The 21,360-nt window shown below is 58.8% G+C and carries 19 protein-coding genes and 2 pseudogenes; 16 read left to right on the top strand and 5 right to left on the bottom strand.

Annotation, left to right across the window (positions count from 1 at the left end; all coding sequences use genetic code 11):
• Window positions 1–29: 29 nt before the first annotated feature.
• Window positions 30–758 (top strand): transporter substrate-binding domain-containing protein, encoded by a 729-nt coding sequence (locus EFD55_RS30040; protein ID WP_125850335.1) that lies wholly within the window; start codon window positions 30–32, stop codon window positions 756–758.
• Between the two features lie 204 nt (window positions 759–962).
• Window positions 963–1,109 carry a DUF1127 domain-containing protein gene (locus EFD55_RS30035; RefSeq protein WP_125850333.1) on the top strand — a complete coding sequence of 49 codons (147 nt, stop codon included), beginning with the start codon at window positions 963–965 and terminating at the stop codon, window positions 1,107–1,109.
• Window positions 1,110–1,228: 119 nt separating this feature from the next.
• Here the strand turns inward: EFD55_RS30035 and EFD55_RS30030 are convergent.
• Both EFD55_RS30030 and EFD55_RS30025 read right to left on the bottom strand, forming a co-directional pair.
• A pseudogene (locus EFD55_RS30030) lies at window positions 1,229–1,582 on the bottom strand (DinB/UmuC family translesion DNA polymerase); the annotation flags it as partial.
• A 66-nt stretch (window positions 1,583–1,648) separates the two neighbouring features.
• Entirely contained in the window at window positions 1,649–2,545 is an 897-nt protein-coding gene (locus EFD55_RS30025) for a LysR family transcriptional regulator (RefSeq protein WP_125850331.1), read from the bottom strand.
• 226 nt (window positions 2,546–2,771) lie between these two features.
• Here EFD55_RS30025 and EFD55_RS30020 point away from each other — a divergent pair, with 226 nt between their 5' ends.
• From EFD55_RS30020 to EFD55_RS29975, 10 genes and pseudogenes are all read left to right on the top strand, one after another.
• Window positions 2,772–3,506, top strand: a complete 735-nt coding sequence (locus EFD55_RS30020) for an SDR family NAD(P)-dependent oxidoreductase (protein WP_125850329.1) — start codon at window positions 2,772–2,774, stop codon at window positions 3,504–3,506.
• 50 nt (window positions 3,507–3,556) lie between these two features.
• Window positions 3,557–4,309 (top strand): SDR family NAD(P)-dependent oxidoreductase, encoded by a 753-nt coding sequence (locus tag EFD55_RS30015; RefSeq protein WP_125850327.1) that lies wholly within the window; start codon window positions 3,557–3,559, stop codon window positions 4,307–4,309.
• A 31-nt stretch (window positions 4,310–4,340) separates the two neighbouring features.
• Window positions 4,341–4,940 (top strand): NADPH-dependent F420 reductase, encoded by a 600-nt coding sequence (locus tag EFD55_RS30010; protein ID WP_125850325.1) that lies wholly within the window; start codon window positions 4,341–4,343, stop codon window positions 4,938–4,940.
• Between the two features lie 84 nt (window positions 4,941–5,024).
• On the top strand, window positions 5,025–5,438 hold the full coding sequence (locus tag EFD55_RS30005) for a nuclear transport factor 2 family protein (protein WP_072378902.1): 414 nt from the start codon (window positions 5,025–5,027) through the stop codon (window positions 5,436–5,438).
• A gap of 101 nt (window positions 5,439–5,539) precedes the next feature.
• On the top strand, window positions 5,540–6,172 hold the full coding sequence (locus tag EFD55_RS30000; RefSeq protein WP_125850323.1) for a class I SAM-dependent methyltransferase: 633 nt from the start codon (window positions 5,540–5,542) through the stop codon (window positions 6,170–6,172).
• Between the two features lie 462 nt (window positions 6,173–6,634).
• Complete coding sequence (locus EFD55_RS29995; RefSeq protein ID WP_125850321.1) at window positions 6,635–7,684, top strand: acyltransferase family protein; 1,050 nt, start codon at window positions 6,635–6,637, stop codon at window positions 7,682–7,684.
• A 217-nt stretch (window positions 7,685–7,901) separates the two neighbouring features.
• A complete protein-coding gene (locus EFD55_RS29990) occupies window positions 7,902–8,156 on the top strand; it encodes a type II toxin-antitoxin system Phd/YefM family antitoxin (RefSeq protein ID WP_125850319.1) in 255 nt (84 codons plus the stop codon).
• Complete coding sequence (locus EFD55_RS29985) at window positions 8,153–8,575, top strand: type II toxin-antitoxin system VapC family toxin (RefSeq protein WP_125850317.1); 423 nt, start codon at window positions 8,153–8,155, stop codon at window positions 8,573–8,575. The genes EFD55_RS29990 and EFD55_RS29985 overlap by 4 nt, the downstream gene beginning before the upstream one ends.
• Window positions 8,576–8,721: 146 nt before the next feature.
• Window positions 8,722–8,973 (top strand): annotated as a pseudogene (locus EFD55_RS29980) (SRPBCC domain-containing protein); the annotation flags it as partial.
• A 271-nt stretch (window positions 8,974–9,244) separates the two neighbouring features.
• Window positions 9,245–11,335 (top strand): VCBS domain-containing protein, encoded by a 2,091-nt coding sequence (locus EFD55_RS29975; RefSeq protein ID WP_125850315.1) that lies wholly within the window; start codon window positions 9,245–9,247, stop codon window positions 11,333–11,335.
• Window positions 11,336–11,624: 289 nt separating this feature from the next.
• On the opposite strand, the gene EFD55_RS29970 is transcribed toward EFD55_RS29975, so the two are convergent.
• A complete protein-coding gene (locus EFD55_RS29970; protein ID WP_125850313.1) occupies window positions 11,625–12,260 on the bottom strand; it encodes a TetR/AcrR family transcriptional regulator in 636 nt (211 codons plus the stop codon).
• An 88-nt stretch (window positions 12,261–12,348) separates the two neighbouring features.
• On the opposite strand from EFD55_RS29970, the gene EFD55_RS29965 reads away from it, so the two are divergent.
• Window positions 12,349–13,122: an SDR family oxidoreductase gene (locus tag EFD55_RS29965; RefSeq protein ID WP_125850310.1), complete on the top strand. Its 774-nt coding sequence runs from the start codon at window positions 12,349–12,351 to the stop codon at window positions 13,120–13,122.
• A 360-nt stretch (window positions 13,123–13,482) separates the two neighbouring features.
• Here EFD55_RS29965 and EFD55_RS29960 read toward each other — a convergent pair whose 3' ends face one another.
• Window positions 13,483–14,436 (bottom strand): alpha/beta hydrolase family protein, encoded by a 954-nt coding sequence (locus tag EFD55_RS29960; RefSeq protein WP_125850308.1) that lies wholly within the window; start codon window positions 14,434–14,436, stop codon window positions 13,483–13,485.
• Between the two features lie 89 nt (window positions 14,437–14,525).
• On the opposite strand from EFD55_RS29960, the gene EFD55_RS29955 reads away from it, so the two are divergent.
• Window positions 14,526–15,419 carry an AraC family transcriptional regulator gene (locus EFD55_RS29955; protein ID WP_125850306.1) on the top strand — a complete coding sequence of 298 codons (894 nt, stop codon included), beginning with the start codon at window positions 14,526–14,528 and terminating at the stop codon, window positions 15,417–15,419.
• A 112-nt stretch (window positions 15,420–15,531) separates the two neighbouring features.
• Here the strand turns inward: EFD55_RS29955 and EFD55_RS29950 are convergent, their stop codons facing one another.
• The gene (locus EFD55_RS29950) at window positions 15,532–15,747 is read right to left on the bottom strand and encodes a hypothetical protein (RefSeq protein ID WP_125850304.1); all 216 of its coding nucleotides are present in this window, start codon (window positions 15,745–15,747) and stop codon (window positions 15,532–15,534) included.
• Between the two features lie 751 nt (window positions 15,748–16,498).
• On the opposite strand from EFD55_RS29950, the gene EFD55_RS29940 reads away from it, so the two are divergent.
• Together EFD55_RS29940 and EFD55_RS29935 are read left to right on the top strand one after the other, a co-directional pair.
• Entirely contained in the window at window positions 16,499–17,764 is a 1,266-nt protein-coding gene (locus EFD55_RS29940) for a metallophosphoesterase family protein (protein ID WP_125850301.1), read from the top strand.
• Window positions 17,765–21,271 carry an ATP-binding protein gene (locus EFD55_RS29935; protein ID WP_125850299.1) on the top strand — a complete coding sequence of 1,169 codons (3,507 nt, stop codon included), beginning with the start codon at window positions 17,765–17,767 and terminating at the stop codon, window positions 21,269–21,271.
• Window positions 21,272–21,360 lie beyond the last annotated feature (89 nt).

The following is a 21,360-nucleotide window of genomic DNA, read 5'->3' as shown; positions in this document are numbered from 1 at the left end:
AATGCGCTATTCGGTAGAGGATCGAAAACATGACCGACGAAATTGCACGTTCGCGCGCCGCGCTGATACCGAAGGGCTACCTGCGTGCGGCGGTCAACCTTGCCAACATCGCCTTGGTGGGCGTCGATCCGGCAACGGGAAAATTTGAAGGCGTCAGCGTTGAACTGGCCCGCGACCTTTCAAAGCGCCTTGGTTGTCGCGTTGAATTTGTCACTTATCCCTCGGCCGCCAAAATTCTGGAAAAGGTCGATCACGACGAGTGGGACGTCGCCTTCCTCGCCGCCGACCCGGCACGTGAAGACAGGCTCTTGTTCTCGCCGGCCTACGCTCTGATCGAAGGTACGCTTGTCGTCCGGGAGGGAAGTCCGTACCGCTCCTTTGCTGATATCGATTCGGACGGCGTAAAAATCTGCGTCACACGAAACGCTGCATATGATCTCTATTTAGCGCGGCGTCTCGCTCACGCCAAAATCGTTCATGCTTCAACGCCAGCGGAAGCGCTCGACCTTTTTGTGAACGGCAATCATGACGCATCTGCTGGCATAAAGCAGGCTCTCGAGCGCTTTATCGGCGAGCATGAAGGGTTTCGTGTCTTGCTGGAACCATTCCTCATTATCAGGCAAACGATCGCTGTCAGTCGTTCCCACCCGGCTGCGGGTCTCCTGGTGCTCGAATTCGTCGAAGACGCTCTCCAGCACGGCTTCTCGGAAAACGTCGTTCGCGAAGCGCAAAGCAATGGCATTACCTTGCGGAAATGAGCCTCCAAAATCTCTGTCGATCGCGGGGCCACAGCAATGGCATGCCGGCGATCCACCTGTTCCATCTATGCGCCTTTCGCATGGGTGGGGTGAGGGATTGTCGCTGTTTTAAACCGATTGAAACGCCTATGTTGCGGTCATCGAAACGACGCCGGAACTAAACAAGGTTGCTGACGTCACATAGCCCTCAGGAAGGGGATTATCATGAACATAGCACGCTCTTTCAACAACTGGCGCAAGTTCCATCAGACCGTCACCGAACTCGGCCGCATGTCCGGCCGCGAACTGCAGGACCTCGGCATCGACCGAGCCGACATCCGCAGCGTTGCCCGCGCATCGGTCGCGCGCTAACCGTACGGCATTTTGTCTAAGAGTTCTCAACGCCCGCTGAAGACGCGGGCGTTTCTGCGTCGAAATCCAACGTATGAGCGATTGGATCTTTGTTCTCTTCGTCAGCCTTTCCGACTTTTGGTCACCGTCTTGCCGCCGATGCCCCGCGCCTCGCAGTAGCGCCAAACCTTCTCTGCGAGCGGCTTCAGCTCCGCCGTCGCTCCTTCGAGATCATTGATATCCTCTGCGAAAGTGTCTTCTGCGCCGACCGATTTGCGGATGCGGTCGGGTCTGACCTGGCGCTCGTCAATTCCACGGGCGATGCCATAGAAATACGCACCGGACTTGCCGAAATGCTCCTTTAGGAAGGCTAGCGACTTCGATTTCAGATCGAGCGCGGTCTCGATCCCATATTTGCGCATGCGCTCGGCGGTCGCTGGCCCGACCCCGTGGAATTTCCTGACAGGCAGTGTTTCGACAAAGCCAGGCCCATGTCCCCTTCGGAATGCCAATCTCCAAAGCAATTTCCCTAGCCCATTTGTGGGGTTTCGCACGGGACGTCAGCCGCGCGATATGGACCGCCCGGCGAGGAGCGGAGCGCACGCGGCGAGTCGATGGGATATGAACTCGGTGAAAAGCCGCACGCGCTTCGTCTTGCGTGTCTCCCCCTGCGTGAGAAGCCAAATCGTCGCAGGTGATTTCAGATCGATGCCCGGAACTCGCGCCAGCAGGTGATCGGCATCTCCGACGAAACAGGGTAATTTGGTCATGCCGATCCCTTGCCTTGCCGCAGCGATCTGCGCGTCGGCGTCCGGCGTCCTGAACGGAACCCCTGTGGCGCGAACCTCCCCTTCGTCGACCCAGGCCGGAACAGCCTGACCGCCGATGACGATGGGCCGGATTGGATCCGGCGAACCCGCACGCCAAGCGGCCAGTCTATCGCGGGACATATAAACACCCGCGAGCAAATCCGGACCTTTCAGACCATGAAGATTGAGCGGCAGGGTCTTGCGATCGGAGACCATCCGGATCGCCACATCGGCCTCCCGGTTGGTCAGATTCACGACCTCGCCGGTCGATACGATCTCCATCTCGATGTCCGGATGCAGACGCGCAAAATCTGCGATATCCGGCATGAGCAGGTGTGTCGCAAGGAACGGGGGCAGCGTCACCCGCAGAAGCCCGCGTACGCTCTGATCGCGCCCGAAGACGCGCGTCTCCAGTTGGTGCGACGAGGCTTCCATCTGGTTCGCGAACTCGAGAACCTCCTCGCCCGCGGCCGTCAGGCGGTAACCCGAAGGCAGCTTTTCGAACATCTGCGCCCCGAGGTGCTCCTCGAGCTGAGCGATGCGTCGCAGCACGGTCGAGTGGTTGACTCCCAGGCTCTTGGCGGCAGCCCGCACTGAGCCGCCACGAGCGGCTGCAAGAAAGTAGCGAACGTCATCCCAGTCGATCATGGTCCATTCCCGCGCCGCATGGGGCGGCTTGCGAAGACCAGTCTACCCTACTGGGCAGGATTGCGCATGATCGTCGCTGCGTTCGATCACGTAAGTGGATCGTTTACGCACCACGGATGCGCGCGATTGCGCACTCACCGCCTGGTGCCCGCGAACCCATATCGAGGCTGTCGGAGGATGTCTCCGAAAAGCGATGACCCGAGACGCGACACAAGGAATGCATGACATGACCAGATTGAATGGAAAGACCGCTGTGATCACGGGCGGCGCCACGGGTATCGGCCTCGCCGCTGCAAGGCGCTTCATCGAGTTGGGTGCCTTCGTCTTCATCTACGGCCGTCGGCAGCAAGCACTCGATGCGGCTGTGGCCGAGCTTGGACCCAATGCCCGCGCGGTGAAGGGGTCGGTCTCGGATGAGGCCGATCTGGATCGGCTCTACGCGGCGGTGAAAGCCGAGCGCGGAAGCCTCGACATCGTCTTCGCCAATGCCGGCGCCGGAAGCCCGCTTCCTCTCGGCCAGATCACTGCCAAGCACATCGACGACACTTTCGACACCAACGTGAAGGGCACGATCTTCACGGTCCAGAAGGCGCTACCACTGATGGGCCCGGGCGGTTCGATCATCCTGACGGGATCGAGCGCCGGCTCCACCGGCGCCCCGGCATTCACTGCCTACAGCGCCAGCAAGGCAGCCGTGCGCAATCTCGCACGGACCTGGGCGGAGGATCTGAAGGGTACCGGTATCCGGGTCAACGTTCTGTCGCCCGGCGCGACGGCGACCGAACTCGCGAAAGAAGCGCTCGGAGAGGAGGGCCAGAAGGCCTACGGCGCGATGACCCCGCTCCAGCGCATGGCCGATCCGGCGGAGATCGCGGCCGCGGCCGCCTTCCTCGCTTCGGACGACAGCAGCTTCATGACCGCCAGCGAAGTCGCCGTCGACGGCGGCCTGGCTCAACTCTGACCCCGGCGCGGTTCCGTGCCTAACTAACGCACAACGAAGGACAAAAGATTATGAAAGCACTCGAAGGTAAAATCGCAGTCATCACGGGCGGAAGCAGCGGGATCGGCTTGGCCACAGCCAAGCGTTTCGTGGAAGAAGGTGCGCAGGTCGTGATCATTGGGCGACGCGAGAAAGCCTTGCAAGAGGCCGCGGCCCTTATCGGGAAAAACGTGACAACAGTCGTGGGCGACGTCTCGCGCTTGGAAGATCTTGACCTTCTCTATGCCACCGTGAAGGAGAAACATGGTCACATCGACATTCTCTTCGCAAACGCGGGCGCAGGTACGGTCGCCCCGCTCGCGGCAGCTTCTGAGGCCCATTTTGACCAGACCTTCGATGTGAACGTGAAGGGTCTGTTCTTTACGGTGCAGAAGGCCCTTCCCATCTTCAAAGACGGCGGATCGATCATTCTGAACTCGTCGGTCTCGAATGTGATGGGGCTGCCAGCGTTTAGCGCCTACGCAGCAAGCAAGGCGGCTGTTCGCAGCTTCTCGCGATCTTGGACCCAAGAGTTGAAGGACCGCAATATCCGCGTCAATACGATGAGCCCCGGCGCGATCGAGACTCCTGCTTTGGCGACAACGACCGGCCTCACCGCTGAGCAAGCCGAGGAGGCGGTCGCCCAGTTTGCTGCACAGATCCCAATGGGTCGCAGGGGCAAGCCAGAGGAAATCGCGGCTGCGCTCACGTTCCTCGCCTCCGATGAAAGCTCCTACATTACCGGTATAGATCTCGCCGTCGATGGTGGTTGGGCGCAGGTCTGACCCAGCGTCAACACAGGATCGGAGAAGCATTATGAGCTACACAATCATCGGCTTCGGCAATATCGGCCGAGCTCTGGCCATGGCCTTTTCCCGCAAGGGAATCGAAGTGTCCGTGGCAACCACGCGCGACCCGGAAAGCTTTGCAGCTGATGCGGCGGCGATCGGGCCCAAGGTCATTGCTAAAACACTAGCGGAAGCCGTCAAGGCGGACATCATCTTCTTGGCTGTCCGTTTCGAGTCGCATCCAGATGTCGCCAAGGCGCTCCCCACCTGGCAGGGGAAGACCATCGTCGATGTGACCAATGCCTACGGCGTGCCTCCTGAAAAACTGGGGGGACAGCCGTCTTCCCTGGTCGTCGCGCAGGCATTCTCTGGTGCAAAACTAGTCAAGGGCTTCAACCATCTGGTCGCTGCCGTCCTTGATCAGGATCCGGCCGTGCATGGTGGCAGGAGGGTCGTGTTCCTGGCGAGCGACGATGACGACGCCGCAGCGGAGATTGGTGTGCTCGCGGAAAATCTCGGTTTTGCGCCAATCAAACTTGGCGGGCTGTCGGAAGGTGGGCTGCTGGTCCACGCGCGCGGAAATAGCTGGGGTCAACTGATCTTCAAGGACCTGGTCAAGTTCGACTGATGAACACGACGTGCCAACCGGCAGGGCTACGATGCACGGATCGGATCGAGCACGATGCGATCGGCGCCAAATGGAGAAATTCCCATGAGCATTGAGAAGAACATCCAGACCGTGAAGGACTTCTTCGCCGCGATCGGCCGCGGCGACAGGGATGGCCTGCTGGCACTGGTCGCCGAAGACATCGAGTGGATCATCCCCGGCAAAGACTGGCCGCTGGCCGGAACGCACCGCGGACACGCGGGGCTAAAGGATTTGCTTGAGACGGCATCCAAGTCGATTGAAACGTCCACGGAACCCCGGGAGTTCGTGGCGCAAGGAGACCGGGTCCTCGTGCTCGGCTTCGCGAGGGGAAGGATCAAAGCCACGAACAAGACGTTCGAGGACGACTGGATCTTCGCCATCACCGTCCGGGACGGCAGACTGACCAACATCCGGGAATACGTCGACACACAAGCATTGGCGCGCGCCGCGCAGATGGGCGCGGCCGGGCCTGCATAGCACTGTTCGGCCATCGGTTCGGTGTAGATGATAGATCAGACGAAAATCGCCCCATTGTACGCCGCGCGCTCGTCTAGTGCCCAACCGCAAAGGAGATTCCGATGTACGACCAATCCATACTATCCGAGTTGATCCGGTTCGCACGTGTAGATGCGGGCTCCACTGTCATTGACGTCTACCCAGGCGACGGCGATTGGACGCGCCTGTTCTCCGACGTCGTGGGAGCCAAAGGGCGGATCTACAGCTTCGTGCCGGCCGAAGTCGCCGACTTCAAGAACGATCCGGTTGGCCGCATGCGGACGCTCGCGAAGGAGCCGGGCCGAGAGAATGTCGAAGCCGTCTCGGCGGACCTCGTCGCGATACTGCAGGCCACGGAGCCAGCGGACGTCCTGTGGCTGCACCTGTTCTACCACGATCTCCATACCGCGCTGATGCAGGCCAGGGGCGCGACGGCGGCCGACTTCAATCGAGCGGTCTACGAGCGGCTGAAGCCCGGTGGGTTCTACGTCATCGTCGATCACGCCGCCGCCGCCGGAGCCGGCACAGGTGATGCCCAGTCATTGCATCGCATCGACCCCGCCTCCGTGCGCGAGGAGGTGGAGACGGCCGGCTTCGTACTGGATGCGGAAAGCACAATGCTCGCAAACAACGACGATCCGCACGCGATCAAGGTGTTCGATCCCTCGATCAAGGGCCAGACCGATCGTTTCGCATATCGGTTCGTGAAGCCCTGACAAAGGCCGGCGCGCCAACCTCAAGTCGACCACCCAAGGATGCCAGGATACTGCTCAACTGCGCCAGTCTGCAGCAACGTCAGCTTTCGGAACTCGCTGGAGAGCCTGCATTGCTGAGGAAGATCTTTTGCCCGAATTGCTCGTACGGGCAGACCCCGCCCCGCTTCAATACTCTCTTTGCCAGTATCGAAGGGCCCACATGCCCCCGAAATAGTAATGGCGTTATGAAAAGCTCACGGCAAATATGCTTATCAGAATTCTTCCGCCAGGGATGATGCAACGTGCTTCGACTGTGTATGATCAGGCATGGAAAGATCACTGCCAAAACAACAAGTGTACGACCGAGGCGAATCTGAGCAGACCGGAGGTTATCAGTCATAATCCCGTCTTCACAACGGCCCATGACATCATTCAAAACTCAAATTATTAGTTTGTTAAACTGTGGAAGCGCGGGAGGCTCGCATGGACGGGCGGGAAATCGAGAAGGCGTTTTACCCGAACTTCAACATGATCAGGCTCGTTGCAGCTTCCATGGTGATCTTCTCGCATGCCTTTCTTATCTCGGAAAAGACCTCGGCGAACGAGCCCTTCCGGCGTTTGCTCGGCCAGGGCACCCTTGGCATCTTCGGGGTCTATGCGTTCTTCATCACGAGCGGCTTCCTCGTCACACAGAGCGCGCAGTTCGGCAGCGCGGGCGGTTTTCTCTGGCGGCGGGCGCTGAGAATATATCCGGCGTTTGCGGTCTGCACGCTGCTGAGCGTCTACGTCTTGGGTGCCTTGTTCAGCCCGTTGGGCATCAGCGGTTACTTGCTCAAGTCGCTTCATGTGAAGACGACACTGCATTCGCTGTTCGACCCGAACTTCGGCATGACTCTGCCGCACGTGCAGTTTTATGATCCCGCAATCTCCTGGCTCGCCACCTTCGTCAACGGCTCTCTTTGGACGATCGGGCAGGAAATCTTCTGCTACCTCATCATCGCGGGATTAATGGCAATCGGGCTTCTGCGAGCCCAGCTTATGGCACTTGTCCTCGCCGTGGGCGTGACCTGGCAGCTTTTCTTCGATCATCCGTGGCCAAACATACGGTTCCTGACAGACTTCACTTTTATCGCTCCCTACTTCTGCTGCGGTTCGCTTCTCTGGATCGTGATGGAAAAGCGACAGCCTAATATTGTCCTGGCATTGATCTTTGTGGTGCTCGGTGTGCTCTGCCTCGTTATCTGGCCCAACTACTTTTACCGCCCTATGTTGTTTGCCTATCCGCTTATCTACATCGCGACCTCGCCGGTAATACGCCTGCCGACTCTCGAACGGGTAGGCGACGTCTCCTACGGCACCTATCTCTATGGATGGCCAGTGGAGCAGGTGATGAACCATGCCCTCGGCCAGTACAGCACGTGGTGGGCGGTCTTTGCCCTTTCTCTGCCGGCATCGTGGTTGCTCGGGTGGCTTTCGTGGCATCTCCTGGAAAAGCGTGCGCTGCGGTTGAAGCGGATCGCACTCCTCCGGTGACAGCCCATCAGTCCTTGAGAAAAGCTGGCTTCGACCCACACATCCCAGCGACTGCGAGACGGAAAAATTCCATAAATTCTATTTATGCCAGCGGCATTTAAATAAAGGGATCAAGGGTCGATTCCCTTCAAGGCGGCTATCTTGGATATTGCTCCACAGTCGATAATATCATATATGTAGGTATGTTCCTACATCGAGGTATTCTACGAGGTATTCTATGAGCATCACAAGTTTGTCTAGCCGGGAGTTGAACCACGACGTCAGCAAGGCAAAGAAGGCTGCCAAAAGAGGTCCTGTAGTTATTACAGATCGCGGGAAGCCGTCCCATGTGTTGATGACATACAGCGAATTCGTCCGCCTGACCGGCAAGCGCCGGAATCTCGTCGATGCTCTTTCAATGCCTGGTTTGTCGACGATTGAATTCGATCCACCGAGAGCCGAAATTGCACCTCGCAAGGTCGATTTGTCTTGAAGTACCTGTTGGATACCAACGTCCTCTCCGAGTTGCGCAAAGTTGGAGACGGTAAAGCAGATGCCAATGTGACGAAGTGGGTCGGTGCGCAAGATTCCAATGACTTGTTCATTTCCGCAATTACGATCCTGGAAATTGAGCGCGGGATATTAACCATCCAGCGTCGCGACGCTGCCCAGGGCTCTCGCTTACGGGGATGGATGGATAGCCGTGTTCGCCCTGAATTCGCCGAGCGAGTTCTGCCAATCGATGATGCGATAGCGACGCGTTGTGCCCACTTACATATTCCAGACCGCCGCAACGAGGCTGATGCTTTGATTGCCGCTACCGCGCTGGTTCACGGTTTAACTGTAGTCACGCGTAATGTTCAGGATTTCGACGATACCGGGGTGATCATAGTCGACCCCTGGCAAGACTGAAATCGGGTGCGGGCACCCCCTAGCGATGTCCATTTAGACTCCCCAGGCCACTCTGCAGTTCATGTCCTTCCAACTGCGCCAGACGTCGAATGACAGGATCTCAGGTTCAGCTCCGGTCGAGAGCCTCACGGCCGTTATCCCAGCGCATCCCTCGGGACACGGGTGGCCGAACCACTGATGAAGTTGGCGATACCAGCCCGGACAAGGTCTATCGCGCCTTCATCGAGGCCGACGCGCTTGCCAAATGGCTTCCGCCGAACGGCTTTCTCTGCACCGTGCATCATCTGGAGCCGGCCGTCGGCGGCACCTTCAGAATGTCGTTCCGCAACTTCACGACAGGTAACAGCCACGCCTTCGGCGGCGAATTTCTCGATCTCGTCCCTGGCGAACGCGTTCGCCCCCACCGCTCGTCAGGATCGAGCTCTGCGACTTCTGCGTCTCTCGGAACGAATTGCTGAATAAATTTACCATCGCAAGAAAATCGTCTTTCATTTCACAGTATATGTGTTAACACTTTATTAGGGATGGGGAGTATTCCGGATCTTATTTAAGAAAAGTTGGCATCGATGCCGATAATACCGGCGCGGCCGCGTGTTCACGCGTGTCATGCTGGTTTGATAATCTTGAATTAGCGCCGGATTACTTGTTTTGTGTTATGGGAGTATTTTGATGGGTACGCAAAGCACCGGCGGCGGCAGCACGACTTCTTTCTCCAATACGCCGCAGGCGAAGGATGACACTTACATCTGGACAGAAGACCAACTGCTCAGTCTCCAGCTCTACAATGCGGCCACCAAAACCATAACCCTCGACGTCATGTCGAATGATCTTGGCGGGAATGCCAAATCCCTCTTTTCGGTCGACGACGGTGATGGCAATCCAATTACCGCCGACTACGAGCTTCTTGCGAAAGACGTCGGAGCGAACGGGGCATCTGCCTGGGAGAAGACCCTGCTCAGCAATTGGGTCAGGATCAATAATGGAAAGATCGAATACCGTCTTAGTGATGGAAGCGGCATCGTCGGCTCGGGCGCGGATATCAACACGCTGTCTGCCGGTGAAATCCTCAAAGATAGTTTCGTCTACGCGATACGGCTCGGCAATGGCACGCTGAGCGAGGCAAATGTCTCGATCTCGCTCACCGGCGCCAACGATGCGGCTTCGATCGTCGTCGATGCGACGGTCACCGACGATCGGGCGACGGTCGAGGCGGGTGCGGCCGGCAGCGGCGATGCGAATGCCTCCGGCAAGCTGACGGTCAGCGATGTCGACGACGGCGAGGCGGCATTTGCCGTCCCGGCCTCCCTCAACGGCATCTATGGCAGCTTCACCTTCAATGCCGCCACCGGCAGCTGGACCTATGCGCTCGACAACAGCCGGGCCGCGACGCAGGCGCTCAACCAGGGCGACGCCGTCAGCGATACGCTGAGCGTCAGCTCGCTCGACGGCACGGCCAGCCACAACATCGTCGTCGCCATCACCGGCGCCAACGATGCGGCTTCGATCGTCGTCGATGCGACGGTCACCGACGATCGGGCGACGGTCGAGGCGGGTGCGGCCGGCAGCGGCGATGCGAATGCCTCCGGCAAGCTGACGGTCAGCGATGTCGACGACGGCGAGGCGGCATTTGCCGTCCCGGCCTCCCTCAACGGCATCTATGGCAGCTTCACCTTCAATGCCGCCACCGGCAGCTGGACCTATGCGCTCGACAACAGCCGGGCCGCGACGCAGGCGCTCAACCAGGGCGACGCCGTCAGCGATACGCTGAGCGTCAGCTCGCTCGACGGCACGGCCAGCCACAACATCGTCGTCGCCATCACCGGCGCCGATGATGGTCCCGCTAGGCAGGCGCCGACCGACATTAAGCTGACGCCTGTCGTTCCGCCGGATAGCGTCAACTTCAATAGTTTTGAGTTCAGTGGTTTGCTGTCGGCGACTGATCCCGACACAGGTGGGTTCAGCTTCAGCATTGCCTCGCAGTCGAATCCGGGCTTATTTTCGATTGCCGGCAACACGCTTCATTCGGATGCGCTATCGACGAATGGTACATTTTCAGTGACGGTAGCGGCAACGCAGACCGGTGATCCTATAGGCCCGGCCTTCGAAAAGACCGAGACGTTCACGATTATCACCGGTGGCAATGGCAACTCAGTGGACAATCCGACCGGTGGAACGGGCGACGACGTTCTCTACGGCGGTGGCGGTAACGATACGATGTTCGGGCTCGGAGGTGACGACACTCTTTTCGGCCAAGACGGCAACGACACCCTAAACGGTGGTGCTGGCAACAACACCCTGACCGGCGGCGTGGGAAATGACACCTTCTTTTTGCAAAAGTTTGCCACCACCACGAACCATATGACTGACTTCAACGCTGGGACGAATAGCACAACCGTGGACAGGTTCCAGTTGGACGTCGGAGGCGGCACGTTCGAGTTCGCCGTCGGCAACAACAATACAAATGTGGACAATGTGAAGGTGGGAAACAACGGCACGATCAATGTTGCCGGAACCGAGGTTGCCGTCAAAACGGACGTGAGCGTCACGAACGCAACCGTCCAGAGCACCATCAATAGTTACAGCAACATAACCACAGGGGCATTGTTCGTGTTCCACAATACGGATCTCGGCCATGCGGCGGTCTACTACGATCAGAACCCAAGTTCAGCCGGCGGCGCGGTGCTGGTCGCTGAATTCGACAACATCACAACCCTCGGCGGGCTTTCAAACTTCAACTCGGGCGACTTCTTGTTTAGCTGAGGCGAGCTGTGATCACGACCAGCATTCACCGCAGACGCAGCCCAATGAAGACCTCGCCTGCGGCGTCAATGACAGGATCCATCGGCGGCGCGGACAGGTGTCTTCCGACAGCAGCGAAATTCTGCGCCCATTCCCGTACTCGGGCCTGACGGGGAGGTCCCGGAGTTTGTGCGCCCAGCGCGCTGGGCGCGACGGATTCATCGGTGGATAGCATCAGGTCACACGCGTTGCGGCAGCCTGCCGACCTCAATTGCTGCCGTCCGGGACGCGATCGAATTGCTCAATATCTTCAATCCGAATTTCCGGTCGAGGTCTGACGCATTCCGGGCCAGGCCGTGAGTGCGATGTCGATCAGACGCTTCAGCAGAGCATTGCAGGCGCCGTCGCAGGCTTGGGCGGACATGCCCTGGATGATCGCGCCGTAGAAGCGCGCGAGCGTGTCGGTATCGGTTTCCGCCGGCAATTCGCCTTCGGTGATTGCGCGATCGAAGCGGCTCTTGAGAACTTGCATCGACGCCTCGCGCAGTGCCGCCGTCATCCGGGCGACCGATGCATTTTCTTCCGCATGCTGGAGGACCGCCGTCGAGACCAAGCATCCCCGCGGCTTGTCAGGCTGGGTATCGCCATCGGCTATATCGTAGAGGTAGCGGCTCAGGGCTTCGTAAACCGGAAGATTGGATTGCAGGATTTCCGACCGGCGACTGTTTTCACGGGCAATGCTGAAGTCGAGCGCCTGACGGTACAATTCTTCCTTGGAGCCGAAAGTCGAATAGAGCGTCGGCGGATTGATCCCCATGGCCTTCGTTAGGTCGGCGGTCGAGGTTCCTTCATAGCCGCGTTCCCAGAACAGGCGTGCGGCGATGTCGAGCCCGACGTCGCGATCGAGCACGCGTGGTCTACCTCGTTTGCGGACTGGCTCATCCATTAAAATAGTGATCCCTATTAAAATATTGACAGACCTTCTTTCACTCTTATTATAGGGGTCACTATTTAATTTATCAACGGAGTGATCAATGTCCCACAGACTCGCAAACAAGACAGCCCTAATCACCGGAAGCTCGCGCGGTATCGGCCGAGCCGCAGCCCTGGCTTTCGCGAAAGAAGGTGCCGCGCTGATCGGCGTGCATTACACCGCCAATTCGGATGCGGCCAATGCCACTGTCCGCGACATCGAAACGCTCGGCGTCAAGGCTGTAGCCGTGAAGGCCGATCTGCGGCAGGGCAAGGACTCTGCCGACAGCCTTTGGGCGCAATTCAGCGAAGCTGCCCGCACCGAGACGGGTTCGCCCGCTCTCGACATTCTGGTGAACAATGCCGGCATTGCGCCCGCGATACCCTTGAAGCAGACGAGCGAAGCCGCGTTCGACGAGGTGATGACGATTAACTACAAGGCGCCGTTCTTCCTGATCCAGGCAGTCGCCGACCACATTCGCGACAACGGCCGCATCATCAATGTCTCGACAGGTTTTACGCGGATCGCGGCCCCGTCGCATCCGGCCTATGCAGCCTCGAAGGGGGCGCTGGAGACGTTGACACTGGCGCTGGCACCAGAATTTGCGGTTCGCGGGATTACGGTCAATGCCGTGCTGCCGGGTGTGACGGAGACGGATATGAATGCAGAGTGGCTGGCGTCACCCGACGCGCGCGCCGGCGCCGAAGCACTCTCAGTCTTTTCCCGTGTCGGCCGGGCGGAAGACGTTGCCGACGTCATCGCTTTCCTTGCATCGAACGATGCGCGCTGGACGACCGGCCAGATGATCGATGCAACAGGTGGTGCTCGGATCTGATCTATCCGAGGCTCCGCTATGCAAGCCGTCAAACCAAGCGGCATAGGGCGTATTCTTGACGAAATTGACCGCGCTCGCTGAGCGCGATCTTGGCTTCGTCCACCGGCTCGCAAGGACGGCAGGCGTCCTGTCAGCTCGGCGGTCGTGAGCGTGCAGATCGGCGCGGCGTCCTCGACCATGGCCCCGCGCGGAGCGGGCCCGTGCGTTTCTGCGCAGAGAACCACATTTGAAAATCGACTGAACTGACTACGCCCTCATTTCGGTCAAAAGGCCGTCATCGCGCCTGATGGGAAGTAGATATCGCCCCGGCGCTGTCCCGCTTTCCGTGCGCCAGTTATGGACATCTGGAAAGCAGGGAAATTACCCGCGCGGCTTTTCTTTGACGTGTCCAAGGGTGCTCGCTCGACCAGCTAATGCCCCACAGGCGGAAGCCCAAGCCGCAGCATCATACCCCAGCGCAGTTCTCAACCAAGCGAGCGTCATCCGCTTTGTAGCTTCAAGCCCGTCTGGTGCCTCGATCTCGGTCTCCTTGGCATCGAGTCCTGCGATGCCGCCCAACCCATGGCCAACGCCATGAAGGGTGAGCAGAGCTCGCGCGCCTGGCCCGTCGTGATACGCATCGGCGTGCCATTCAGGACCACGCGGTGTAAAGTGCGGATTATCATCTGCCCCGCATACGACAAGGCTCTGCGTCGATAGGTGGGCAAAATCGAGATCGAAGAACGGAAAGCGCGCTGCATTCTCTGCCGTGAGATCCGTCCCACCCCGGCCCGGAGCCGTAAGCAGGATCCCTGCCGAGATTCGGGGATCGCAGAACGCCTCTCCATTAAGACGCGCGCCCAAGAGTAGGCTCACAGTGTGGCCACCAAAGGAATGCCCTGCAGCAGCGATGCGTCCATGGTCAAGCCGACCCGCTACCGCCGGTGCTTGCTCCTCGATATCGAGCAGCAGGTCGATAACCGCCCGCACCTCGGCAACGCGCTCTCGCCAAAAGAACGGCGCGCCCTCTGCATCTGCCGAAAGTCCACCGACGCGAGAACTCGCATGCGTTGGTTGAATGACGGCGAACCCACGCTCCGCCCAGAACTGCACCAAGGGAGCGTAACCATCCTTCGACGGAATATAGTAGGAAGGTCCAAAGCCATGCGACAGGATGACGATCGGCAGTTTGCTGCCGATCGTCGGTGCGGTCAAACGCAGTTCCAAAGGTTGCCGCCCGGCAAGATCTAGACGAATCGGTGAGTAGGCGACGGTTAACACCGCCTCCGGGGTCGGTATGTAGCTCGCAAAATTGATCAGGTTGTTGGTCGTCATTTGTGCCTCCTGCTAAGAGCGCCAAAATGGACGGGATCGGTCGGACGTTCTATGCTTGCAAATCCGCATCTATTTAGCGAACGTCCATTATGTCTGATCCGCTCGCCGAAATTGTCTCGCTCCTCAAACCCGCTCCTTCGATCGCCAAGCTGGTAACGGCGGGCGGGACGTGGCTCGTGGAGCGCCGAGATCTTGGGAGCCCGTTTTATTGTGCGATCGTGGAAGGACACTGTCTGCTTACGATCAATGACCGAGTACCGATCAGGCTCGCAGAAGGAGATTTCGTTCTGGTCCCGCAAATCCATACCCTTACCATGAGCAGTCTTATGCCTCCCCCGCGAGGCACCCTGCCGCAGCGGCTGGAGACGAGTCCCGGCGTTTTCCGCCTGGGCAATCCGGAAGCGGCTGCCGAGGTTACCGCCATGGTGGGTCATTGCACCTTCACGGGCAACGACAAGCAGTTGCTGAGCTCGCTGCTGCCGGGCATCGTTCATGTACAGGATGGGAGCAGTCTCACCGATCTAGTTCGGATGATCCATGCGGAGACGGTCAGTATGCTCGCGGCGCGAGACATGATCCTAACCAGGCTGCTGGAGGTGCTGTTCATAGCCGCGCTGCGTAGCGCCGGCAACACTACGACATCCCCCGGATTACTGCGCGGTCTCGCTGACAGTCGACTGGCGCCTGCCCTGCGACGCATCCATCGTGATCCGGCGGGCGAGGTCTCCGTCGAAATGCTGGCTGAGGCGACTGGTATGTCACGCTCAGCGTTTTTCGACCGCTTCCGGCAGCAGATGGGAGTGCGGCCCATGGAATATGTGACGAACTGGCGCATGGCCCTGGCAAAGGATATGCTGCGTCGCAGAGAGGCGCCGCTTGTCGAGATTGCTGCGAGGGTCGGCTATGCCTCCGCCAGTGCCTTCAATGTCGCGTTCGCCCGATATGTGGGAATGACACCCGGTGCCTTTGCGCGGAGCTGCTGAAAAACCTGGCGACCGACCGCTGGCACCGCGGCTAATTGAAAATTCCGTAAAGAGTCCGAAATGAACGCGACAGAAATATTTGGCCAGTGCCGGACTCAAGCCTCCGCAAGCGTCATTTTTCGCGAGGCTGCATCAGCATTGAGCCTGCGGAGACACGTTTGCCTTCGCGCTTATCCATAATCGCTTCGTACAGGGCCACAGCGGCATTGCGCACCTCGCCCTGCATACTGAAGTCCTCGTCAAAATCGGCATGGCTTTCGGCGTAATTCTTCCAATGGCCACCATAGCGGTCAATCTCTGCAAGCGCGCTGGCAGATTCGAGTTCCATCGACCTGTGCCAGTCAGCAAGGGATCGGCTAGATTCCCGGTACAATCAGATAACTATGCCTATGTGGATGAGAATAAAGAATCCCCGTCAGAGCGGGGATCAAGAAAGGGGGTGTTTTCTAGGCATAACGCGTCATGGCGTTACAAAGATACTTTGTGAAGCCTTTGTATCTTGTCAATAAATAATACTTTTTTGAGTTCTGTGTCCACAATTTGTTTTGCAATTAAAGGGTTCATTATTTGATTTCGCTCGAAAATACAAATTGAGCAGTGTTTCGATTAATAGTTTGTATTATTCGGCGGGCCGCTCAGCGAGCACTTGCTAAACCCCAAGCATTGAAATCTCCTGTGCGTTGGGCGGCCGCCACCTCAAACTCCACCGCCTCCCCCCGCTCCACCGCCTCCCCCCGCTCCATCGCCTCTTCCTCGTTGCGACCGCCGGCCACGCTAACAGTTACGGCATCGCTGTCATCACCAATCAAGTCGACTATCCAGCCGATCTTCTCGCGGCAGGTTTTGTGTGTATCAGAAGCACCGTGATCTTCCTATCAGCCACGCTTCCTGCCCTGACGCCAACGCGTATGGCAAAACTCCGCACCCCCTAACGGGATCGTTGGAGACAATCGAAGCAAACACTAACCGATCAGCAGTCACGCTGACATAGGTGTGGAAAAGGGAACAAAACACGAATATCTACTGGCCCGCGCGCAGGCAGTCGCGTATAGACGGAGACCCACGCACGAGGTTCCGAATTGACCTATCGCTTTCTGCATACTGCGGACGTGCATCTCGACTCGCCGTTGAAGACGCTTGCGTTGCGCAATCCCGAGCTGTCCGAAGTGATAGGATTGGCGACGCGGCGCGCGTTCGTCCGGATCATAGACCTCTGTCTCGAAGAACAGGTTGATGCGCTCGTACTCGCTGGCGATCTCTACGATGGCGATCAGACTTCGATGAAAACGGCGCGATTTCTGGCCGAGCAGCTTCGCCGGCTGCACGAGGCTGGGATCAAAAGCTTTATCATCCGCGGCAACCATGACGCCTTGTCGAGGATCACGACCGAGCTGGTGATGCCTGATAGCGTGAAAGTTTTCGGTGCGACCGCCGAAACGGTGGCCATTGATCGCGCGCCAGGGCATTTTCCTGTGGTCATTCACGGGCTCAGCTTCGCCAAGCCACATGCGCCGGAAAGCCTGCTGGTACGCTATCAACCGCCGGTGCCAGATACGGTCAACATCGGGATAATGCATACGAGCCTTGGCGGCTCCGAGAAACACGACTTGTACGCCCCGTGCAGTGTCACCGATCTCCAACGAAGCGGTTTCCGATACTGGGCGTTGGGACACATACATAAGCGGTCAATCGTTGAAGGCGCTTTGTCGGCCGTTGTCATGCCGGGAATTCCCCAGGGCCGCGACATTAACGAGGACGGTCCGAAGTCCGTTTCACTAGTGACCATACGCGACGATAAGTCAGTCGTCGTCGAAGAGCGGCAGACAAGCGTCGCGCAGTTCGAGCGGCTCGAGGTAGATGTGTCGGGTGCGTCGGACTGGAAGGAAATGATCGGCACGATCTTCAAAAAAATGGAGGATCTGCGATCGGTCGTGGAGGCCGACCATCTCGTCACCCGCCTGGAGATTACCGGATCGAACGAGCTGGCCTGGCGTGTTCGTCGCGATCTCGATCTTGTCCGGACCGAGATGGAAACCCGCGGCGCGATGATTGGAAATGTCTGGATCGACAAGGTCCATACGTCATGCGTACCGCCTAGCCGCTCCGAAAACAGGTCGGGAGCGCTTGAGGAACTCGTGACGATAATCGACAAGGAAGTGAAGGATTCGACCGACTACCAGCAGGACGTCCGAGCGATCGCGGACGAACTGCGTGGTCAGCTTCCTCCGGAACTGCGGGACATCTTCGGAGCCGACGAGATATCCTTCCAGCGGATATTGAGAAGCTTCGCCCGAGAGGGATCGTCCGATGTCGTTGCGCGTCTTCGCGGCGGCGAGGGGGAATAGATGAGGATCAATCGCCTCGATCTCACGCGCTACGGCAAGTTCACCGACGGCGTCATCAACTTCGGACCTCGGCCTGCGGATGGGCCCGATCTCCACATAATCTACGGCCCTAACGAGGCAGGCAAGTCGACGACGTTCGACGCCATCCTGGACTTGATCTTCGGCATTCCCAGCTCCAGCAAATATGGATTCCTACATCCCTATCCGACGATGCGGATCGGCGCCAATATGCATGTCGGCGGTCTGGACCACGAGTTTGTCCGCATTAAACGACCTCAGAACAGTCTGCTCGACGACGAGGAGCGGACATTACCGGACGCACTTGTTAGGGCCGACCTCGGGGGCATCGACCGCGACGCCTTCACCACAATGTTCTCTCTCGACGACGAGACGCTGGAGAAGGGCGGAGAGGGAATTCTCGCCAGCAAAGGCGATCTCGGCCAACTGTTATTCTCTGCCAGCGCAGGCCTTTCTGGCCTTGGCCGGCAACTGGTTGCGATCCGTGGCGAGGCCGACAGCTTCTATCGGTATCGCGCTCGCAGCGGCGTCCTCGGCGATCTGAAGGCGAAGCTCCAGGAACTAAAGCAGCAACGCGAAGCGTTGGATCTGCAGGCCAGCGACCATCACAAACTCGTTGAAGAAAGGGACCGGATGGGCCGCCTCTACGAGGAGGCCGTTGGCGATAGGGCCGCGACCCACAAACGGATCAACGAGATAAGGCGCATTCTCCAAGTTTTGCTTCCCATGAACCGGTTGGCGGGACTGAAGGAAAGCCTTCGGCTCATGGAGGTCGTACCGGAGCCGCCGGAATCCTGGCGGGAGGAGCTTTCCACTCTTCGGACCAAGGAAATCGAACATCGGGTCAAGCTGCAGGCCGTACTCCGCTCCATCGGATCGATCGAAGAGGAGGCCACTGAGATCAAGCCGGATCCGGTCGCTCTGCGCTTGGCCTCAAGCATGGACGAGCTGGCTGAACTGAAGGCCCGGTTCCTGACTGCTGAGAAGGATATACCCAAGCTTTCCGCCCGCGCAGCCGATCTTTCTGTTGAAAGCATACTTTTACAGTTAGGACGGTCCGGGGAAGCGTCCCCCACCAGGCTCGTCCTCGATGCCGCGACCGTCGGCACGCTTCGGGAGCTGATCGGTTCGAGATCCGGTGTCGATGCCCAGAGAGCCGCTGCGGCCCACGAGGTCGCCAAGGCGGAGCGAGCGCTCTCAGCCGGTTGCGACGAGGCTTTGGAAGCGAATTCACCCCTTTCATCCCAAAGGGTCAGGGCATTCGAGCTGCTAGCGGCGACGGTCAAGGCTGTTCCACGTTCTGACGAGGAGATTCCGCTGCGCTCACTGGCGCGGCGTCGCGACGCTGCCTCCTTGACGTTGTCGGGAGCGTTGGCGCGGCTTCTTCCGTGGCGTGGCACCGTTGTTGACCTGAGCCTAATGGCAGGTCCTTCGCCGATCAGGTTGGAAGACTGGAAGAATGCCTTCAGGCAGAGCGAAGAAAAGGTAAGAACCTCCCGCGCTGATCTCGATCGGATAGAGCCCGAGGTCCGAAGATTGGAGTCGGAGATTGCGGCGGTCCGCGAGCAGGCGGGCGAAATCGACGAAGCCAGTATCTCCGCCAGCCGTGGTCTTCGCGAAAGCGCGTGGACGACACATCGGCAGACGATGGACGCCGCCTCTGCGGATGCGTTTGAAGCTGCCATGAGGGCGGACGACCATCTTGGATCGAAGCGGCTTTTGCACGCTGCGGAGATCAGCAAGTTGAACCAGCTTCTGCTGCGGCGCGCATCGACCGCCTCGGATGTTCAATCCGCCGAGGAACACCACCGGCGCGCTCTCGGCGAACTCGATCGTATCAGATCTGAGGTCGCCGACGTGGTACGCGAACTCGCGCCGGGCGCCCGGCTTGATCGAAGCCACCCGGCCGAGCTCGAAGACTGGCTTTCGAAGCGGGACGAGGCCCTCAAGGCCAAAGAAGGTCTGGCAAGCATCGAACAGGAAATCGCCGACGTGCGCGATCGGGTTGATCGATCCCGGCTCGTTCTTATGAATGCGATGACCACTGCTGGATTATCCTTCCATCGGGACGCAGACATTGCAGCGCTATTGTCGGTTGCAGACGAGGCGCTGGATGCCCACGGGGCCGCCCTCGGCCGTGTTCAGGAGATGGAGCGGCTTCGCAAAGAACGCCTGGAGCGCCAGCGTGCCCTTGACGACGCCGAGCGTGACGTAGCCGCTTGGAATTCACAATGGGCGGCAGTCTGCGAGACGTGCTGGCTCGGTGAACTTGCATCCGTGCCGGGTCCCAGCGCCGCAAACGAGATACTTGCGGCGCTTGAGAAGCTCGCCTCCGCGATCGAGACCAAGGAGGGGCTCACAGACCGCGTCCAGAAGATGGAGAAGGATAGGGCAGCGTTCGAGGCAATGGTTCTCGAATTATGTCAGAAGCTTGGAATCGCCCCGGATAGATCCCTCAGTGAACTTGCTCAGGCTGTCGTCGACAAGGTGACCGATGCTGGCCTGAATAAGCAGCGCCGGGAGAAACTCGACGGCGAGCTGGACGGCAAACGAAAGGAGCACCACGATCTCAAGCTAGCACAGGAGCTTCTCGATGCGCAGGCCCAGCAAATGATCGCATTCTTCGGCGTTGTCGATTTGAAGGATGTCAATGCACGCATGGATCTTGCTGCGCGGCGCCGAGAGTTAGTGAATTCTATCTGCGAGCTGGAGAACGAAATCGTGCAGAGTGTCGGCGCACGCGACTTGTCCGAAGTGGAGGTCATGGCCGTTTCGGCTGATAGGACTGAACTCGAAGCGGAACTCGCCGGACTGACGCCGTTGTTGCAGGATCAGGACAAGAGGTGCAGTGAAATCTTTCACGCTCGCTCGAAATCGCAGGATTCTCTCGATGCCGTTGGAGGCGACTCGAAGGTCGCTGAAATTGAAGAGCGCAGACGAACGACGCTGCTTGAAATAGAGGATGGTGCAAAGCGGTACATGGAGCTCCGCGCAGGCGTCGTCGCCGCAGATCACGGCTTGAAGCTTTACAGAGACCGTCACCGCAGCGGCATGATGTCAAGGGCGTCCGCTGCGTTTCGGACAATCAGCCGAGGAGCCTATCGGGAGGTGGCCGCGCAGCCCGGCAAGGACGGCGAAATTTTGATCGCCGTTTCCACATCCGGTGGATCCAAAGCAGCCCACGAATTGTCGAAGGGAGCCCGCTTCCAGTTGTACCTGGCACTTCGTGTCGCCGGCTATCACGAGCTGGTGGGGAACCACGCGCCGATCCCGTTCATCGCCGACGATATTATGGAGACGTTCGACGACTTTCGAGCCGAAGAGGCGTTTAGGTTGTTCTCAGAGATGGCCCGACACGGACAGGTGATCTATCTGACTCATCACAGACATCTTATCGACATAGCTCGAAACGTCGCCCCGAGCGCCCGGCTGCATGATCTGGAAGCGCTAACCTCGACGGGACGGATCGACGTCGTTGCCGCGGAATAGTGGCGTTACAATCCCTGAGCCCTTCGGCAACTTGCATGGCTCGAATCTCTTGTAGTAAGTAGCCGAATCTCGGTTGTCGTCCTTTGTCG

This window comes from Rhizobium pisi, assembly GCF_003938655.1.
Lineage (GTDB): Bacteria > Pseudomonadota > Alphaproteobacteria > Rhizobiales > Rhizobiaceae > Rhizobium > Rhizobium pisi.
This window is presented reverse-complemented; position numbering and strand designations above follow the sequence as displayed.